This window comes from Naumannella halotolerans, assembly GCF_004364645.1.
Lineage (GTDB): Bacteria > Actinomycetota > Actinomycetes > Propionibacteriales > Propionibacteriaceae > Naumannella > Naumannella halotolerans.
Genome location: NZ_SOAW01000002.1, coordinates 217057 through 234717, shown reverse-complemented (window position 1 = coordinate 234717; position 17661 = coordinate 217057). Strand labels below are relative to the sequence as shown.

The window sequence follows — 17661 nt, the reverse complement described above, 5'->3', positions numbered from 1 at the left end:
CCCTCCCCATATATACCCCCTGGGGGTATTATGAGGATGGTGAACCTGGGCAATTTCCTCGATTCATCCACGAGCCACCAACGCCGAAGGGAAACGTCGATGACCACCCCGCACGACCACAGCTCGCGCCAACCGCATACGCAGCACGAACACGCAGGCCCTGTCCACACAACGCACGACCACATGGCGCACGGCGACCACGCCACACACCATGCCGACGCCGAGCACAGTGACCACGCTGGGCAGGATGCCCACGCCGCCCACGACGATCACGCAGGACACGGTGGTCACGCAGGGCATGGTGATCATGTCGGGCAGTTCCGTCGGCTGTTTTGGATCATGCTCGTCCTTGCGGTACCCGTGGTCGCACTGTCGGGAATGTTCGCGTCGATCGTCGGGTACACACTCCCTGATGTCCCGGGGTTGAGCTGGGTCTCACCGATCCTCGGCACCGTCATCTACGTCTGGGGTGGCCGGCCATTCCTGGTTGGTGCAGTCGATGAGATCCGTGCCCGCAAGCCCGGGATGATGCTGCTGATCGGCCTGGCGATCACAGTCGCTTTCGTCGCATCCTGGGGCGCGACTCTGGGGCTGCTGCATCACGAACTCGACTTCTGGTGGGAACTGGCCCTGCTCGTGGTCATCATGCTGTTGGGCCACTGGATCGAGATGCGCTCACTGGCGCAGACGACGTCCGCGCTCGATTCGCTCGCCGCGCTCCTCCCGGACGAGGCAGAACGCGTTGACGGAGACGGCGTGGTCCTTGTCGCGCCGTCCGATCTTCGCGTCGGCGACGTCGTGATCGTGCGGCCGGGTGGTACGGTCCCCGCGGACGGACGGATCATCGATGGCCGCGCTTCGATGGACGAGTCCATGGTCACCGGGGAATCCCGCACTGTGGAGCGCGAAACCGGCGACCATGTCACTGCCGGCACCGTGGCGACCGACTCGGGGCTGCGCATCGAGATCACCGCCGTCGGGGACAACACCACCCTGGCGGGCATCCAGCGACTCGTCACGGAAGCGCAGAACTCCTCGTCCCGCGCCCAGCGCCTGGCCGACAGGGCCGCCGGATGGCTGTTCTGGTTCGCACTGGCCGCTGCCGCGGTCACCGCGATCGTGTGGACTCTCGTCGGCCTTCCCGATGCTGCAGTCATCCGGGCAATCACCGTGCTCGTGATTGCCTGCCCGCACGCACTCGGGTTGGCGATCCCGCTGGTGGTGTCGATCGCCACCGAACGTGCCGCACGCGGCGGCGTGCTCATCAAGGATCGACTCGCACTGGAGAGCATGCGCACCGTCGACACCATCCTGTTCGACAAGACGGGCACACTGACCAAGGGTGAACCGGTCGTCTCCGCGGTATTCGCCGCAGACGGCACAGACCCGAACCGCGTCCTCACACTTGCCGCTGCGGCCGAAGCAGACAGCGAACACCCGCTCGCAAAGGCCATCGTGCGCGCCGCCGCAGACCGGCACCTCACTGTGCCACCCAGTGCCGCGTTCAGATCTTCCCCTGCCGTCGGCGTCACCGCCGTCGTCGAACGCGCCACCATCCGGGTGGGCGGCCCGCACCTGCTCACCGAAGAGAACGCCGAAGAACTCCCCATCGCTGACCAATGGCGCACCGACGGCGCAATCATCTTGCACGTTATTCAGGATGGTGCGGTGATCGGTGCACTGAAACTGGCCGACGAGGTCCGCCCCGAATCCCGTGAGGCCATCGAAGCATTGCACGCGCTCAATGTGCAGGTGGTGATGATCACCGGCGATGCCGAAGCGGTCGCGAACGCTGTCGCGCAGGACCTCGGCATCGACCGCGTCTTCGCCGGCGTACGACCGGAGGACAAAGCCGCGAAGGTCCACGAACTGCAGTCTGAAGGACGATCCGTCGCGATGGTCGGCGACGGCGTCAACGACGCCCCCGCACTCGCCCAAGCCGATGTCGGCCTCGCCATCGGCGCCGGAACCGACGTCGCCATCGCCTCAGCCGGCGTCATCCTCGCCAGCGACGACCCCCGTTCGGTGCTCTCCGTCATCGAACTGTCGCGAGCCGCCTACCGCAAGATGAAACAGAACCTCTGGTGGGCAGCGGGCTACAACCTCCTTGCCGTACCACTCGCGGCCGGTGTCCTCGCCCCGATCGGATTCGTACTCCCGATGTCCGTCGGAGCGATCCTCATGTCGCTGTCCACCATCGTCGTCGCCCTCAACGCACAACTCCTGCGAAAACTGGACCTTGATCCCGGAACGACAGCCCGACGCATCCTCAGCCGATAACCTGCCGGGTGCAAGCTAGCAGGAGCCTGAGCGGTAGGCCTGATTTCTACGAGTCACGTTCCTCGGCTTCGCTCCGGGTGGCCAACTGTGCCCCGGGTGAGGGAACAGCGCGAGGGTGAGTGCGATCGCGAGGCCGGCGCCGGCGAGCTGTGCGGTGAGGAACGGCAGCACCGAGTTGGGGGCGATGCCAGCGAAGGTGTCAGTGAAGACTCGGCCAATGGTGACGGCAGGGTTGGCGAACGAGGTGGAGCTGGTGAACCAGTACGCGGCGCCGATGTAAGAGCCGACCGCCGCCGCGATTACTGGTGCGGGCCGACCGGTGCGGATGAGGCCCATGATCAGGAGCACAAGACCCGCGGTGGCGACGACCTCGGCGAGGATCGTCGCAGGGGCGGCGCGATCAGTGGTGGAAATCGCGGTCGGAGTAGCGAACATCGCGTTCGCCAATACCGCGCCGCCAATCCCGCCTGCGATTTGCGCCGGCAGGTAGATGACGAGCTCTCGCGCCGAGAGCCCGGTGGCTGAACGGCGGCCGAGGAGGGCGTCCGCGAGGGAGACGACGGGGTTGAAGTGCGCGCCGGAGACCGGAGCGAGCAACACGATCAGGACGCCGAGGCCGAGCGCGGTGGCGATCGAGTTCTCCAGCAGCTGCAGGCCAGTGTCGGCGGAGAGTCGTTGCGCGGCGATTCCGGAACCGACCACAACGGTGACCAGCAGCCCCGTGCCGAGAAACTCTGCGAAGCCGCGCCGCCAGACCCCGGTCACGACCGGGGTGCCGCGAGACCAGGGGCGAGCTCAGTGAGCAGCTGCTCGACGTGCTGCTGGATTTCGTCGCGGACCGCGCGGAGCCCGTCCAAGTCAAGGTCGGACGGGTCGTTCAGATCCCAGTCGAGGTAGCGCTTGCCCGGATAGAGCGGGCAGGCGTCCCCGCAGCCCATCGTCACGACCGCGTCTGCGGCGCGGACAACGTCATCGGTGAGCGGCTTGGGGAACTCGTCGGCAAGGTGAATCCCGGCTTCCTCAAGCACAGCCACAACACCCGGCAGCACACCCGCGGCAGGCTGCGAGCCGGCGGAGCGGACGTGGACGCGGTCGCCGGCGAGATGCCTCGTGATGGCGGCGGCCATCTGCGACCGGCCGGAGTTCTGGACGCAGACGTAGAGGATCTCCGGCACCGGCTTGCCAATCAGCCCGCGCGATTGCGCGAGGGCGACCAGCCGGTCGTGGGCGAACTTTTCCCCCACCGTCGGCAGATGAGTGTTGACCGCGGCGGTGCGGGCCAGCCCGGTGTAGGACTCGAACACGCCCCTTTCGGCGGTCTCTTCGCTGACCATCCCGCCGAACTGCCGTGCGAGTCGTTCGGCGGCACGGTGCAGCACCGAGTCTGGGGAGAGTAGCCCGTCCTGGCCGCGCGGCGCGTTCATGCTGGCCGCCAGGTGGGGAGGAGCTCGGCGATCAGCGTCTCGACGCGGGAGCGGATCTCGTCCCGGATCGACCGGACCGCGTCGATGCTCTGGCCCGCGGGGTCGTCGAGCTGCCAGTCCTCATAGCGCTTCCCGGGGAAGATCGGGCATGCATCCCCGCAGCCCATCGTGATCACCACGTCCGACTCGCGGACCGTGTCGACGGTCAGGAGCTTCGGGTCGTTGCTGGCGATATCGATGCCCTCCTCAGCCATCACGTCGACCGCGACCGGATTGATTTGGTCCTTCGGTTCGGACCCGGCCGAAAGCACCTCGACTCGATCGCCAGCAAGATGCTGCAAGTAACCTGCGGCCATCTGCGACCTACCGGCATTGTGAACGCAGACGAACAGGACGGTGGGTTTCTCACTCATCACGGCCTCTCTTTCTTTCACCAGAAAGCATAGACCATTATCTATGTATCAGGAAAGTGGGTCGCCGGTCAGTTCGGAGAGCAGCGCGCGGACTCGCAGGTCAATGTCGTCGCGGATCTTTCGAATGACGCTCAGCGGCTTGCCGACTGGGTCGGCAAGGTCCCAGTCCAGGTATCGGCGGCCGGGATAAACCGGGCAGGCGTCGCCGCAGCCCATCGTGACCACGACATCCGCAGCCTTCACGGCCTCGTCGGTCAGGGGCTTGGGGAACTCTCCGCCGATGCTGACGCCAATCTCGTCGAGCGCGGTCACGATCGCTGAGCGGACCTCGGCCGCGGGCGCGGATCCGGCGGAGCGGACGATGACTGTGTCGCCGGCGAGTTGGCGCAGGATGCCGGCGGCAAGCTGCGAGCGGCCTGCATTCTGGACGCACACGAACAGCACCGACGGCGGCCACCCCGACTGAACCTCGGTGCGGCGAACGTCGTCGAGGCGGGATGCGGTGAATGCCGCAGCGCGTGAGGCCAGTAGCGGCGCGTCACCGCGGGCTGTTAGCAGGTCGCGGGAGTCGGTCAGGTAGCGTGCGATTGTCTCGCGATTGAAGGAGCCTTTGTAGCGCGCGGCGAGGTCGTCTATGACCCGCTCCCAATCCGGCTCCTCGCCGCCGATGGCGGGGGCGCCGAGGAGGGCGGTGACGTGGTCAGCTTTGTCGGGGTTGATCGAGTACCAGACCCGGCGCCCCTCGGGTTCGCGGACCACGAGACCTTCAGCGCGCAGCGCCGCCATGTGATGGCTGACCGTAGGTTGCCGCAACCCGAGCTGCTCGGCGAGGCGGCTCACCATGGCCCGCTCACCCTCGGCGTCGCGGATCAGCTGGACGATCCGGGCACGGGTGGGATCAGCAAGCACCGCCAACGTAGGTATCTCCACCATCGAATCCATAGACCATAATCTATCTTGAACGAGGTGTGGCCGTCCGCCAGACCATCCGTGGGGAACAGGAGCAATCATGACACAGGCCTCGACGGCCACCGCTCGCAGCACGGTGTGGGAAGTGTTCCGGGTGTTCCTGAAGCTCGGGACCACCTCGTTCGGAGGGCCCGTCGCGCACCTCGGCTATTTCCGCACCGAGTTCGTCGAACGCCGCAAGTGGATGGGCGACCGCGAGTATGCAGATCTGGTCGCACTGTCACAGTTCCTGCCCGGCCCCGCGTCTAGCCAGGTTGGCTTCGGCGTGGGTCTGCTCCGCGCAGGCGGTTGGGGTGCGGTTGCGGCGTTCGTAGGATTCACCTTGCCGTCCGCGGTGTTGATGGTCGCATTCGCCTATGGGGCAGCGTGGATTTCCGGTCCGATCGGTGACGGACTGCTCACGGGATTGAAGATCGTCGCGGTCGCGATCGTCGCCCAAGCCGTCTGGGGAATGACTCGAACTCTTACCCCCGATCGCCCTCGCGCCGGGATCGCTGTGGTCGCGCTCGCTACCGCGATGCTGCTGGTGGGGTCGGTGGGTCAGATCGTTGCGATCCTGATCGGCGCGATTGGCGGACTGATCTTCTGCCGCATGGCTGTCGAGGAACAGCGGCCAGACATGCTCCACTTCCCCGTGCGACGTGCTGTCGGCATCACCAGTCTCGCCGTGTTCTTTCTCCTGTTGGTCGGCGGCCCAGCCCTCGCTTCAGCGACAGGCATCGGCGGGGTGGCTTTGTTCGACGCGGTCTATCGGGCCGGCGCGCTCGTGTTCGGCGGCGGACACGTCGTGCTTCCGCTGCTGCAGGCCGGCGTGGTCGACCCAGGCTGGGTGACGAACGCTCAGTTCCTCGCCGGATACGGGGCAGCCCAAGCCGTCCCCGGCCCGTTGTTCACCTTCGCCGGATACCTTGGCGCGATCTCTGACACCGGTCCCGGTGGGATCTGGGGCGCGCTGATTACACTGATCGCCGTGTTCCTGCCCGGCTTCTTGCTCCTGCTCGGAGTCTTGCCGTTCTGGAACACCTTCCGCCGCCGCGCATGGGCGCAAGCGGTCATGCGCGGCGCAAACGCCGCCGTCGTCGGAATCCTCGCCGCCGCCCTCTATTCACCCGTATTCACCACAGCAATCACCGGACCCGGCCCATTCACCCTCGCCGTGATCTGCTTCGTGCTCCTCATCTCTTGGAAACTACCCCCGTGGGTCGTGGTGCTCGTCGGCGCCGCTGGCGGCATCCTCATGGGCCTGCTGTAGCAATGGTTTGACAGCGCTGTGGTATACCGACAAGTACCGCAAGTACCGCAAGTACCGCAAGTACCTTACTATCTTCTTATGCGTGAAGATAATAAGGTATGCAGCTTTGGGGTGGAGAGCCAGTACGTCGATTTAGCTGCCGAGGTGTTCTCACTGCTGTCGGATGCGACGCGGATCCTCATCATTCTGGCGCTGCGCGACAGTGAACTCGCGGTGGGCGAGCTGGCGGAGCGGGTCGGAAAGTCACCGACCACGGTGTCGCAGCATCTCGCGAAGCTGCGGTGGGGCAAGGTCGTGCAAGCTCGGCAGGAGGGCACCCGCGTGTTCTACAGCCTGATCGATGAGCATGCCCGCCAACTGGTCACGCACGCGGTGTTCCAGGCCGAGCACGTTGTCGAGAGGTTGCCGCCGCACCACCGTGGCCCAGTCGCTTCGCAGGGCACGACAAACGGCGCAGCAGAATGAGTGTCACCGATGCTCGTGCTCGGGACGCGGTGACATCAGCTGGCGCGGCAAGCCTGTGGCGACGGATCGACCGTAGCGATCTGGCGCGCACCCTTTTCGTCGCAGCCTGCACCCTCACCGTTGCGCTCGGCGTAACCTGGCCGTGGCCGCAAGTGCCCGTCGTCGCGATGATCGGGCTGATCGTCGGATGCTGGCCGATCCTGATGGAAGCGCTGCACGACATGCGTGCGCGGCGCATGAGCATGGAACTGTCCATGCTGATCGCCATCGTCGCAGCCGCTGCGATCGGTGAGTGGGTGACGGCGCTGCTGATCACCACGTTCGTGCTCGCCGCCGAAATCCTCGAAGACCTGACCATGGATCGGGGGCGCGACGCCCTGACCGACCTCATGACGTTCCTCCCCGACACCGTGCAGGTTCGGCAGGGCGTAGACATTGCGACGGTGCCGCTGTCCAACGTCGTCTCGGGGCAGGTGGTTGTCGTTGGTCCGGGCGGACGCATCCCGGTTGATGGCGTGGTGGTCATGGGCGAGACGACCGTGGATCAGTCGCGGATCACCGGCGAGTCGCTGCCCGTGGACGTGGGGGTCGGCAGCGAGGTGTTCGCGGGGTCCATCAACCAGATCGGTGCCGTCGAAATCCGCGCCGAGCGAGTCGGCGCAGCATCGTCATATGGGCGCATCGTGGAAGCAGTGCGACAGGCGCAGGAGTCTGAACCGCCCGTGCAGCGCCTCGCAGATAAACTCGCCTCCTGGCTGGTGTACCTCGCGCTCGGCGGCGCGGTCATCACCTACCTCGTAACCCGCGATATCACCTCTGCGATCGCGGTGGTCGTGGTGGCCGGGGCGTGCGGCATCGTTGCGGGCACGCCGCTGGCGGTGCTCGCCGCGATCGCCCGGATCGCCCGGTCGGGGGCGTTCGTGAAAGACGGCGCGCATCTCGAAGCGCTCTCGACCGTGGATACTGTCGCGTTCGACAAGACGGGCACCCTCACTATGGGCGCTCCGGCCGTTACCGGGATCCACACGGCAACGGGCGTGACCGAGGACGAGTTGTTGACCCTCGCGGCTGCGGCCGAAGCCTATTCGGAGCATCCGCTCGGGCAAGCGATCATCACACATGCCAACCATCTGGCCCTGCCACTGGAATCGGCCGAGGACTTCACCTACCGGCCCGGCCTGGGCGTGACCGCAACAGTCGCAGGCAGAGTCATCGCGGCGGGGAGCCGACGACTGGTGACTGATGCCCCCGACACACCACCGGAGCAAGGGATCGCCACCGCCGTCTACGTCAGTATCGACGGCACCTACGCGGGCACGATCCTCTTGGCCGACACGCTCCGCGACTCCGCGAAGGCTGCAGTCGCAGAACTGCACCGCCGCGGGCTGCGCACACTCATCATCACCGGAGATCAGGAAGCAACCGCACGGGCCATCGCCGCCGAACTTGGCATTGATGACGTGCATGCCGGCCTGTTGCCAGAGCAGAAGCTTGCCGCGATCGACGCGGAACGCGCAGCCGGACACACGCTTGCCATGGTCGGTGACGGTGTGAACGATGCCCCCGCCCTTGCCCACGCCCACGTCGGGATCGCCATGGGATCCGGCACCGACATCGCCCGCGAGAGCGCCGACGTCGTGCTGATCAGCTCAGACCTGAACGACCTCGCCCACACACTGTTCGTCGCGAAGCGGGCACGGCGGATCGTGATGTTCAACTTCATCGGCACGATCGCCGTCGATCTCATCGGCATCGGACTCGCCGCATTCGGGCTGCTCAGCCCGGTCGTGGCAGCCCTCATCCATGTCGGGAGCGAGACGACGTTCATCCTCAACTCCGCGCGCCTCATCCCCGGCAGGCAGAGCAGGGCGGCGAGCACTGGAGTTGCGAACACCCGATCGCACGAGTGAAGACGAAAGCTCAGCTGACTTGCGACTATGCGGAGCGGGTGTATTCCGACGGTCCGACGATGCGACTTATTGACGCGTGGGCTGGGCGAACGCTTCCGCTCCGAGTGGGGTTCCAGACCCGCGTTCACGTTTCACGCGCCGGTGGATACTGAGCGCTCGTAACGCAGACACGATCGCGACAAGATCAACGACTTCCTGTAGGAGGGCACCCACCACTGCGGGGAGATACCCGAAGGCTGCGACAAGCATCAGCCCGACCGAGATGATGATGCCCAGCCAGATCGATTGCAGTGCGATCGTGACGGTGCGACGGGAGACGTACATCACATCCGCGACGCGTGAAATGTCATCTGCGGTGATCACAGCTGAGGCGGATTCGCTGGCCACGGTGGCACCGCGCCCAGCCATCGCGATCCCCACATTGGCGGCAGCGAGCACGGGAGCATCGTTGATGCCGTCACCGACCATGAGTACTGGGCGGGGCCGCATCGCCTGCACGAGCTCCACCTTGGTCTGCGGCGTCGTCTCGGCATGCACCGTCGTGATGCCTGCCTCGTGCGCGATGGATTCTGCGGTCGGTGCAACGTCTCCGGTCACCATCGCGATCTCTTCGACCCCGGCTGCTCGGAGGCGAGCCACCGTGTCTGCAGCCTGCGGGCGGAGAGGGTCTGACAACACGATCACCCCGGCAAGCTCGTTACCGACGGCCACGTACACCGCGGTCTCGCCCGCAGCCAGGGCGGGGCGAGTGATGTGCCCGGTCACTTCTTCGATGAACGCAGGCTTCCCCACCCGCACCTGCGTGCCGTCAGAGAACACAGCATGCACACCGTTCGTTGCCACTTCATCTGCATGTGCAACCTGTGGCAGTTCGCGCTTCTGAACCCGTGCCGCGGCGATGATCGGTTCTGCGAACACGTGTACCGAGAACTGTTCAGCGGCGGCCGCGAGTTGGAGCGTTTCTCTCGCAGAACGCGCCGCCGGCACAATGTTGACGACGTCGGCCTTGCCCTGTGTGAGGGTGCCGGTCTTGTCGAATGCGGCCGAGCGTACACGCGCGAGCACTTCGAGCGCTCCGCCGTCTTTGATGATGACGTTCAGCTTCGCGGCGGAACTCATCCCACCCATGAACGCGACCGGAGTGGCGATCAGAAGCGGACAGGGGGTGGCGACGACGAGCACCTCAGCAAACCGCACCGGATCACCGCTGACATACCAGGCGACACCCGCGATCAGCAGCGCCAGAATCGTGAAGGGCACCGCGTATCGGTCAGCGAGCCGCACCATCGGAGCCCGTGAATCGACGGCCGCTTCGACGAGCTTCACGATGCCCGCATAGTTCGATTCGCTCGCGACCTTCTCAGCGCGCATCGTGAGACTCTCGGTGCCGTTCACCGTTCCCGACAACAACGAGTCACCGGCCTGGTAACTCACGGGCAGTGGTTCACCGGTCACCGACGATTCGTCGATGCTCGCATGCTCGGAGAGGAGCGTTCCGTCCACGGGTAGCACCTCCGATGAACGCACGAGCAACTCGTCACCGACCGCCACTTCATCGACGGGAATGCGTTGCACGTCACCGGTGACCGGGTCAACCCGCTGAGCGAAGGCGGGGGCATGGTTCAAGAGCATGTCGAGCTCACGGCTCGCTCGCCGCGCCGCCACCGCTTCGAGCGCTTCGCCGCCGGTGAGCATCAACGCAATGATGAGCCCTGCAACATACTCTTGCACCGCGAGGGTAGCCACCATCGCGACGACGGCGAGCACGTCGAGCCCCCAGTGCCCGCTCATCAGGTCGCGGACCATACCGATTGCCGTCGTCACGATGACCACACCAACGACGAGGAACGCCGTGATCGCGAGCGCGGTCTGCTGCCCTGTGGCCCAGAGCGTCACCCCGGTTGCCAGGCCGATGACGACGAAGACCATGAGCGGTCGGCTCCGCGAGAACTGCAGCGTCTCGCGCAGAAGCCCCGGCTTCGCGGGGGCTTCCAACGGGGAAAGTGTCTGTGTCACCGTGCCGCCTTGTTCTCGTTCTTGTTTCCGTTACACATGGGCTGCGAGTGACGTGAGCGCGTCGACATCGAGGATCGTGACGCGGCCTCCTGCCCCCTGGAGGATGACTCCCGCGTCGCTGAGAGCGCGCAGCTGGCGACTCAGCGACTCCGGGGTCGTATCCAGCAGCGACGCGATGTCCTTCTTGGCGAGCGGGAGCATAACCACGGAAAGGCGATCCGTCCCGGGTTGTGCGGGGAGGGCGAGGAGGTAGTCGGCGAGGCGCGAACTCACATCCCCGGATATCACCGCGGCCAATCGGGCTTCCGCTTCACCTAGCCGCCTGCTCACACCCTGCAGCATCCGCAATCCGATGCTCGCGTGCTTCTCGACGAGCTTGCCGAGATCGTCATGACGGAACACGCACAGCTCTGCGGCTTCGAGCGCCGTTGCCGAATGATCGGGTCTCGTGCCGGTGAGGAACGCGGATTCGCCGATGAAGTCTCCCGGGCCGAGAACCCGGATAATCTGCTCGTGGCCGTCGGGGCTTGTACGAGAGATCTTGACGCGTCCGGTGTGCACCACCATCAGTTGTGACACGTCACCTCCCGCGCCATAGACCTGCTTTAAGCGGTCGAGCTGGGTGGGGTGTGCGACGCGGGCCACCTCCAGCTGCTCGTCGTAGCTCAACCCCTGGAACAGGGGTACCAGGCTCACGCACAGTTCGGCTGCTTCGCTCATCGCTGATGGCGGGGGCAGTGATGTTGACAAAGGTGCTCCTTTCCTTCTCCTTCAGTCTCTTATCCAGTATGGCAATGCGGTGGAATCAGGGGGTCACGACGACCTTCCCGGTGGCGTGCCCGGATTCGACGACGGCGACCGCGGTACGTGCGTCCACGAGCGCGAACTGCTGCACCACGTGCGGATCAACGAGTCCGTACTCGACGACGCCAGTGATCTTCGCGAGGCTCTCAGCGGTGCGGACCAGCCCGGCTCCACCAAGATCAGTCGCGGTTGCCGCATCGGCGGCACTGACAATATTCTTGGGATTCTTCACCAGAGTGGCGAACTCGCGCAGAACCTCACCGCCAACGAGGTCAAGGATGAGATCCACCCCATCTGAAGCGATTGCACGCACCCGGTCGGCGGCACCTTCGCCTGAAAGGACGAAGGCTGCGCCGGTCGATGTGATGAGGTGTTGCTTGGATGCACTCCCGACCCCGATGACCGTGAACTTGTGAACGCGACCAATCTGGGCGGCAATGAGTCCGACTCCACCACCTGACCCGATGATCAGCATTGTTTGGCCGGGTTCCAATTCGATCTGGTGGGTGAGGTCGTATGCGGTGGCACCGGCCACCGGAAGTACCGCAGCGTCAGCAAAGGAAACTATCTCGGGCTTCTGCACCGTGCGTGCAGCCGCCAGCACTGCGTGTTCAGCGATGCCTCCGAACTCTTCTGCCACAGCTCCCAAGACTGCGTCGCCGATAGAGAAGCCAGAGACGTCGTCGCCGACTGCCGTGACGATTCCTGACGCCTCGAACCCCATCTCTTTGGGCAGCGCGTGATGTTTCCCGAATCGCCCCTCGCGAGTCTTCCAGTCAGCGGGGTTCACTCCAGCCGCTTTCACCTCGATCGCGACCTAATCCGGGCCGGGTGTGGGCATCGGACGCTCGATGATCTGTTCGGTCTCAGGTCCACCGTAGGAGGTGAAAACGAGTACTTTCGACATCGCTGTGTGCACTTCCTATGGCCTCTGTCGGTTTCAGTGTGCGCCCTGTGGAGGCGCGTCCTCGCCCGAAGCTTCGGCAGCATCCGCCAGCTCCTTCGTGGCATACACCGCGTCGATCGAATGTTCGGGCGGTGAATAGACCGTGTAGAGCACGAGGGGTTCGTCACCCGTGTTGCGGAAGTTGTGGCGGGTACCAGCGGGAACTGCACACAGGTCTCCGGCATCGACGGCATGGGTGTGACCATCAAGGTCGGCCTGGCCGGTGCCAGAGATGAATGTCAAGAGTTGATCGGTGGTGTCGTGCACCTCGTCACCGATCTCGCCTCCCACGGGGATCGTCATCACCACCAGTTGGGAGTGTTCTCCTGTCCAGAGCACTTTACGGAAGTCGGGGTTTGCCTTGGCAACATCATCGATGATGAAGTGCTTCACGTTCCCGGTGACCGTGTGTTGTTGTTCGTTCATGTTTTCTTCTACCTTTCGGAGAATTTCGATTAGCGGGTTCTACAGCGATGTTGCGCTGACGGCAGTGGTGGTCGTGCGCTCAGCTTTCGGCAGGGCTGTGTCTCCGCGTGTGTTGCGGAGCAGCCGCATGGCGTTGAGGATCACGATGAGCACCGACCCTTCGTGCACCAGCATCCCGAGCGACATCGTTACGCCTCCGGCGAAGACACCGATCAGCAGCAGGATCACGGTGATGAGCGCGATGGCAATGTTCTGTCGCATCACGCTCACGGTGCGCTTGGCAAGACGGATCGCTTCTGGAAGCTTCAGGAGGTTGTCGCCCATCAGGGCGATATCTGCGGTCTCTACCGCTACCGCGGAGCCGGCGGCCCCCATGGCGACCCCGATATCGGCCGTCGCCAGGGCAGGGGCGTCGTTCACACCGTCGCCGACCATGGCGACGACATACCCTTCGCGCTGCATTCGTGCCACCGCATCGAGTTTGTCTTCGGGTAAGAGCGATGCGTGAATCTCGTCGATACCGGTTGCCTGTCCAATCGCTTCGGCAACGAGGCGGGTGTCGCCGGCGAGCATGACCACCTTTTTGACGCCGCTGGCATGCAGTCGCCGAATCATCTCAGGCGCGTCTTCGCGTATCGCATCCGCGACAGCGCCCACACCGATGACTGCGTCGTCCACCGCGACAATCATCGGCGTCTTGCCCGCCGCCGCCAACTCCAGTCCGTGCTCACCGCGCACCAGTGCGCCGTCGAAGCAACCCAAGTCCACGGCCACTACCTCAAAGGAACGATCCACTGCGGACAATGCGGCTCGCGGCTCATCGTCTCCAACGCCAAGAACCGCCACGGCAATGTCTACTGCTACTTCGTATGCTCCGGCCGGCACTCCAAACGAACCGACTGCACCCGCCAGGCCATGCTCATCGAGGACGTCGAGCGACTCGTCGAGCACTACTACAAGCGCGTCCAGATCACTCCAGCCCAGCAGGACGCCCTCGCCGGGATGCTGCACCACGAGTTCGACCGGCTCATGGCCGCCGAAACCGACGAACTCGCCCGGCTCACCGCGAACCGTGACCGGCTCGAAGGCGAACAAGACCGGCTCATGCAAGCCCACTACGCCGACGCCATCCCACTGACCGTCCTCAAACGCGAACAGGACCGCATCACCGCGGAACTCGACAAGGTGACCCGTCGCATCGATGCCCACTACGGCGACTACGCCGACGCCCGCACCCACCTCGACGACGCGCTCGGGCTCCTCGCGAACTGCGCCGACATCTACGCCCGCTGCGACGACACGAACCGCCGACTATGCAACCAGGCATTCTTCACCAAGGTCTACATCGACGAGGACAACGAACTGCGCGTAGAGCACAACCGACCCTTCGAAATGCTGCTCGACCCACAGGTCAACGCCAACGCGCTGACCTGGGCCGCAGATGCCAACAAGGCCCGAACCTCTACCAACATTGAAGTTGGCAAGGGTTCGAGCCTTGTGCGTGGGGTGGGGTGGAGCCAAGGGGACTCGAACCCCTAACCCTCTGCTTGCAAAGCAGATGCGCTACCAATTGCGCCATGGCCCCGGCAGCCGCCGAGTCTACGCAATCAACGGCCCCGGAGCCAATCGCGCTCAGCTGAAGGCGGCAGCGACACCGTTGTGGTGGTACTCGAAGATGACGCTCGTATGCGTCGAGGCCACGGTGTTCTGACTCGACAGCTGGTCGACGACGAACCGGCGCAGCTGTGAGGAGTCGGTCACCGCCACATGGACCAGGAAGTCGTCATTGCCGCCGAGGAAGAAGAACTGCAGCACCTGCGGATGGGTACGTACCTGCGTGGTGAACGCATTGATCGCCTCCTGCCGCATACCCGGGCGCAAGGTGACGCCGATCATCGCCTGCAGCGTATTGCCCAGCGCCGCCTGATCCACCGCCGCGTGATAACTCGTGATCACCCCCCGATCCTGCAGGCCGCGTACCCGCGTGTGGGCCGTCGACGGCGCCACCCCGGCTGCACTGGCCAGCTCGGCATTCGTCGCCCGGGCATCGGTCGCCAACCGTTCCACCAGGGCGGTATCGGCCCGATCCAGGCTCGGCGCCGGCCGAACATCCTTCGGTGAACCGGGTACGACGGGCTTCTGCAAGGCCATGTGGTGCAGGTTAGCCGCAATTGTGCCGAAGAATGTTCCAACCACTGGCACTGTCACCGAATGATTTGCGACATTGTTGGCACCCGTCGACCAGGAGACACCCCATGCGCGTAGGCGTTCCGACCGAGATCAAGAACAACGAGAACCGGGTCGCCATGACCCCGGCCGGTGTCGACGCGCTGGTCCATGCCGGGCACGAGGTACGGGTGCAGGCCGGTGCCGGCACCAACTCCGGGTGGACCGATGCCGAGTTCGCCGGCGCCGGGGCGATCATCACCGACACCGCCGAGGAGGTCTGGGGCGCCTCCGACCTCGTGACCAAGGTGAAGGAGCCCATCGCCAGCGAGTACGGCCACCTGCGCGAGGACCTGACCCTCTTCACCTATCTGCACCTGGCCGCCGACAAGCCGCTGACCGACGCCCTGCTGGCTGCCGGCACCACCTCCATCGCCTACGAGACGGTCCAACTCCCCGACCGCTCACTGCCGCTGCTGTCACCGATGAGCGAGGTCGCCGGCCGGCTCTCGATCACCGTCGGCTCCTACTTCCTGATGCGCACCAAGGGCGGTCTCGGCACCCTGCTCGGCGGTGTCGCCGGCACCCCGCGGGCCCAGGTCCTGGTGATCGGCGGAGGTGTCGCCGGGGAGCACGCCGCCGCCAACGCCCTGGGCCTCGGCGCCCAGGTCACCGTGCTCGACGTCTCGGTCCCGCGGCTGCGGGAACTCGAGCATCGGTACGGCGGCGCCCTGCAGACCCGCGCCTCCACCCGCTACGAGATCGCCGAACAGATCGCCAGGGCCGACCTGGTGATCGGCTCGGTGCTGATCCCTGGTGCCACCGCCCCGAAACTGGTCACCACCGACATGGTCGCAACCATGAAACCCGGTGCGGTGCTGGTCGACATCGCCATCGACCAGGGCGGCTGCTTCGAGGGTTCGCATCCGACCACCCACGACGAGCCCACCTTCGCCGTCCACGACAGCGTCTACTACTGCGTGGCGAACATGCCCGGTGCCGTACCGGCGACCTCCACCAATGCGCTGACCAATGTGACGCTGCCGTACCTGACGGCGCTGGCGAACAAGGGCTGGCGGGCTGCCGTCGACGCCGATCCCGCCCTCCTCGGAGGGGTGAACACCCATGCCGGCGCGATCACCAATGCCGGTGTCGCCAAGGCCTTCGGCCAACCGGTCGCAGCCCTGTAGGCCACCGGTCTCGATCAGCCCACCGGTGTGACCGGACCGGCCCGAGCGTCCCGTACCGACCGCCGATGACGGTCGTCCTCAGGGAGCGCTGCGTCGACTGACACTGTTCACGTGCTTGGCCGTGATCAACAGACCGATCAGCGACAGTGCTCCGCCGATGGCGATGTAGACCGAGATGCCGGTGCTGCCCTCGAAAGAACCGAGCAGCGCGGTGGCGATCGACGGGGACAGGCCACCGCCGAGCACCGCACCCAGGTTGTACGACAGCGCCACCCCGGAGTAGCGGTACTCGGGCTTGAACAAGGTGACGTAGAAGGCGGCCATCGGGCCGAAGACAAAGCTCAGACCGATGTAGGCGACGACCACCGCCAGGTACAGCAGGCCGAGGTTCTTGGTGTCGAACAACCAGAAGTACGGGAACGCCCAGAACATCTGGAAGATCGCGCCGATCGCCATGATCTTGATCAACCCGTACCGGTCGGCCAGCCAGCCGGCGACGAAGACGGCCACCAACATGCCCAGTGAGCCCCACAGGCCGCTGAGCAGGATGTCGGTGCGCTGCATACCCAGCTGGGTGGTGCCGTAGGCGACGCTGAACGAGTTGATGATGAAGATGAACAGGTTGAAGCCCAGGTTCACCAGGATGCCGCCGACCACGAACGGCAGGGCGGTGGCGAAGACCCCGGCGATCGGTACGCGGCGGATCTCGTCGGGCTGGATCTTCTCGAAGACCGGGCTCTCGGAGATCCCGAGCCGGATGTAGATACCGATCGCGATCAGCACGGCCGAGGCCAGGAAGGGGATCCGCCAGCCCCACTCGACGAAGGCCGGACCGGTCGCCGCCGCGGTGATCTGGAAAGCACCGATGCCGAGCAGGCTGCCGATCGGCGACCCAGCGGTGACGAAGGCACCCCAGAACGCCTTCCGACCACCGGGGGCGTGCTCGGTGACCATCAGGAAGGCGCCACTCTGCTCCCCGCCCATGAAGAATCCCTGCAGGATCCGCAGCGTAACCAACAGGATCGGCGCCAGCACGCCGACGGTGGCATAGGTGGGAAGCAGACCCATGGCAACGGTGCAGGCGCCGGTGGCCAGCAGCGCGATCACCAACATGGTCTTGCGGGAGACCCGGTCGCCGAAGTGGCCGAAGGCCAGACCGCCCAGGGGCCGGGAGAGGAAGCCGGCACCGAAGGTCATGAAGGACAACAAGGTGCCGACCAGCGGATCGGACTCGGGGAAGAACAACCGGGGAAAGACCAGACCTGCGGCCAGGCCGAAGATCAAGAAGTCGTAGAGCTCGATACCGGTGCCCACAGCACTGGCACCGGCGACCCGACGCATCTCCTTGGGGGAGGTCACACTCTCCGACGTACTGCTGACCATGTTCGGCTCTCCAATGA

At 65.1% G+C, this 17661-nt stretch carries 18 protein-coding genes and 1 tRNA gene; 6 read left to right on the top strand and 13 right to left on the bottom strand.

Going from position 1 to position 17661, the window contains the following annotated elements:
• Positions 1–63: 63 nt before the first annotated feature.
• Positions 64–291: a hypothetical protein gene (locus CLV29_RS16225; protein WP_166649238.1), complete on the bottom strand. Its 228-nt coding sequence runs from the start codon at positions 289–291 to the stop codon at positions 64–66.
• Between the two features lie 87 nt (positions 292–378).
• Here CLV29_RS16225 and CLV29_RS12200 point away from each other — a divergent pair, with 87 nt between their 5' ends.
• On the top strand, positions 379–2280 hold the full coding sequence (locus CLV29_RS12200; RefSeq protein ID WP_341799760.1) for a heavy metal translocating P-type ATPase: 1902 nt from the start codon (positions 379–381) through the stop codon (positions 2278–2280).
• A gap of 15 nt (positions 2281–2295) precedes the next feature.
• On the opposite strand, the gene CLV29_RS12195 is transcribed toward CLV29_RS12200, so the two are convergent.
• The 4 genes from CLV29_RS12195 to CLV29_RS12180 are packed head-to-tail and all read right to left on the bottom strand — an operon-like array spanning position 2296 to position 5059.
• A complete protein-coding gene (locus CLV29_RS12195; protein WP_133755356.1) occupies positions 2296–3045 on the bottom strand; it encodes an aquaporin in 750 nt (249 codons plus the stop codon).
• The gene (locus tag CLV29_RS12190; protein ID WP_133755355.1) at positions 3042–3704 is read right to left on the bottom strand and encodes an arsenate reductase ArsC; all 663 of its coding nucleotides are present in this window, start codon (positions 3702–3704) and stop codon (positions 3042–3044) included. Before CLV29_RS12190 ends, CLV29_RS12195 begins: the two co-directional genes overlap by 4 nt.
• On the bottom strand, positions 3701–4117 hold the full coding sequence (locus CLV29_RS12185) for an arsenate reductase ArsC (RefSeq protein ID WP_133755708.1): 417 nt from the start codon (positions 4115–4117) through the stop codon (positions 3701–3703). Before CLV29_RS12185 ends, CLV29_RS12190 begins: the two co-directional genes overlap by 4 nt.
• A gap of 48 nt (positions 4118–4165) precedes the next feature.
• Entirely contained in the window at positions 4166–5059 is an 894-nt protein-coding gene (locus CLV29_RS12180; protein ID WP_243831920.1) for a metalloregulator ArsR/SmtB family transcription factor, read from the bottom strand.
• Positions 5060–5126: 67 nt separating this feature from the next.
• Between CLV29_RS12180 and chrA the strand changes: the two genes are divergently transcribed.
• From chrA to CLV29_RS12165, 3 genes are all read left to right on the top strand, one after another.
• Positions 5127–6338: a chromate efflux transporter gene (gene chrA / locus CLV29_RS12175; RefSeq protein ID WP_133755354.1), complete on the top strand. Its 1212-nt coding sequence runs from the start codon at positions 5127–5129 to the stop codon at positions 6336–6338.
• Positions 6339–6416: 78 nt separating this feature from the next.
• Positions 6417–6803 carry an ArsR/SmtB family transcription factor gene (locus tag CLV29_RS12170; protein ID WP_133755353.1) on the top strand — a complete coding sequence of 129 codons (387 nt, stop codon included), beginning with the start codon at positions 6417–6419 and terminating at the stop codon, positions 6801–6803.
• Positions 6800–8713: a heavy metal translocating P-type ATPase gene (locus CLV29_RS12165; RefSeq protein ID WP_133755352.1), complete on the top strand. Its 1914-nt coding sequence runs from the start codon at positions 6800–6802 to the stop codon at positions 8711–8713. The genes CLV29_RS12170 and CLV29_RS12165 overlap by 4 nt, the downstream gene beginning before the upstream one ends.
• Before the next feature lie 66 nt (positions 8714–8779).
• Here CLV29_RS12165 and CLV29_RS12160 read toward each other — a convergent pair whose 3' ends face one another.
• The 5 genes from CLV29_RS12160 to CLV29_RS12140 all read right to left on the bottom strand — a co-directional run bounded on the left by CLV29_RS12160 (position 8780) and on the right by CLV29_RS12140 (position 13673).
• Positions 8780–10729 (bottom strand): heavy metal translocating P-type ATPase, encoded by a 1950-nt coding sequence (locus CLV29_RS12160; protein WP_208292939.1) that lies wholly within the window; start codon positions 10727–10729, stop codon positions 8780–8782.
• A gap of 30 nt (positions 10730–10759) precedes the next feature.
• Entirely contained in the window at positions 10760–11449 is a 690-nt protein-coding gene (locus CLV29_RS12155; protein WP_208292938.1) for a Crp/Fnr family transcriptional regulator, read from the bottom strand.
• Positions 11450–11534: 85 nt separating this feature from the next.
• On the bottom strand, positions 11535–12338 hold the full coding sequence (locus CLV29_RS12150) for an NADP-dependent oxidoreductase (protein WP_279586487.1): 804 nt from the start codon (positions 12336–12338) through the stop codon (positions 11535–11537).
• 135 nt (positions 12339–12473) lie between these two features.
• Complete coding sequence (locus CLV29_RS12145) at positions 12474–12905, bottom strand: cupin domain-containing protein (protein WP_133755351.1); 432 nt, start codon at positions 12903–12905, stop codon at positions 12474–12476.
• A 39-nt stretch (positions 12906–12944) separates the two neighbouring features.
• Positions 12945–13673: an HAD-IC family P-type ATPase gene (locus CLV29_RS12140; RefSeq protein ID WP_243831919.1), complete on the bottom strand. Its 729-nt coding sequence runs from the start codon at positions 13671–13673 to the stop codon at positions 12945–12947.
• On the opposite strand from CLV29_RS12140, the gene CLV29_RS12135 reads away from it, so the two are divergent.
• Positions 13629–14444: a recombinase zinc ribbon domain-containing protein gene (locus CLV29_RS12135; protein ID WP_243831918.1), complete on the top strand. Its 816-nt coding sequence runs from the start codon at positions 13629–13631 to the stop codon at positions 14442–14444. The genes CLV29_RS12140 and CLV29_RS12135 overlap by 45 nt on opposite strands.
• On the opposite strand, the gene CLV29_RS12130 is transcribed toward CLV29_RS12135, so the two are convergent.
• Both CLV29_RS12130 and CLV29_RS12125 read right to left on the bottom strand, forming a co-directional pair.
• Positions 14418–14490 (bottom strand) — tRNA-Ala (locus CLV29_RS12130). The two genes, CLV29_RS12135 and CLV29_RS12130, sit on opposite strands and share 27 nt — an antisense overlap.
• A gap of 47 nt (positions 14491–14537) precedes the next feature.
• Complete coding sequence (locus CLV29_RS12125; protein WP_133755349.1) at positions 14538–15056, bottom strand: Lrp/AsnC family transcriptional regulator; 519 nt, start codon at positions 15054–15056, stop codon at positions 14538–14540.
• Positions 15057–15160: 104 nt separating this feature from the next.
• Between CLV29_RS12125 and ald the strand changes: the two genes are divergently transcribed.
• Entirely contained in the window at positions 15161–16261 is a 1101-nt protein-coding gene (gene ald, locus CLV29_RS12120) for an alanine dehydrogenase (RefSeq protein WP_133755348.1), read from the top strand.
• Between the two features lie 78 nt (positions 16262–16339).
• Here the strand turns inward: ald and CLV29_RS12115 are convergent, their stop codons facing one another.
• Entirely contained in the window at positions 16340–17644 is a 1305-nt protein-coding gene (locus CLV29_RS12115) for an MFS transporter (RefSeq protein ID WP_133755347.1), read from the bottom strand.
• Between the last annotated feature and the right edge of the window lie 17 nt (positions 17645–17661).

Coding starts and splice junctions, on each gene's coding strand:
- CLV29_RS12200 (WP_341799760.1), top strand. CDS start 379: ATGTTCGCGTCGATCGTCGGGTACACACTCCCTGATGTCCCGGGGTTG.
- CLV29_RS12190 (WP_133755355.1), bottom strand. CDS start 3,704: ATGAACGCGCCGCGCGGCCAGGACGGGCTACTCTCCCCAGACTCGGTG.
- CLV29_RS12185 (WP_133755708.1), bottom strand. CDS start 4,117: ATGAGTGAGAAACCCACCGTCCTGTTCGTCTGCGTTCACAATGCCGGT.
- CLV29_RS12180 (WP_243831920.1), bottom strand. CDS start 5,059: ATGGATTCGATGGTGGAGATACCTACGTTGGCGGTGCTTGCTGATCCC.
- chrA (WP_133755354.1), top strand. CDS start 5,127: ATGACACAGGCCTCGACGGCCACCGCTCGCAGCACGGTGTGGGAAGTG.
- CLV29_RS12170 (WP_133755353.1), top strand. CDS start 6,417: ATGCGTGAAGATAATAAGGTATGCAGCTTTGGGGTGGAGAGCCAGTAC.
- CLV29_RS12165 (WP_133755352.1), top strand. CDS start 6,800: ATGAGTGTCACCGATGCTCGTGCTCGGGACGCGGTGACATCAGCTGGC.
- CLV29_RS12155 (WP_208292938.1), bottom strand. CDS start 11,449: ATGAGCGAAGCAGCCGAACTGTGCGTGAGCCTGGTACCCCTGTTCCAG.
- CLV29_RS12145 (WP_133755351.1), bottom strand. CDS start 12,905: ATGAACGAACAACAACACACGGTCACCGGGAACGTGAAGCACTTCATC.
- CLV29_RS12125 (WP_133755349.1), bottom strand. CDS start 15,056: ATGGCCTTGCAGAAGCCCGTCGTACCCGGTTCACCGAAGGATGTTCGG.
- ald (WP_133755348.1), top strand. CDS start 15,161: ATGCGCGTAGGCGTTCCGACCGAGATCAAGAACAACGAGAACCGGGTC.
- CLV29_RS12115 (WP_133755347.1), bottom strand. CDS start 17,644: ATGGTCAGCAGTACGTCGGAGAGTGTGACCTCCCCCAAGGAGATGCGT.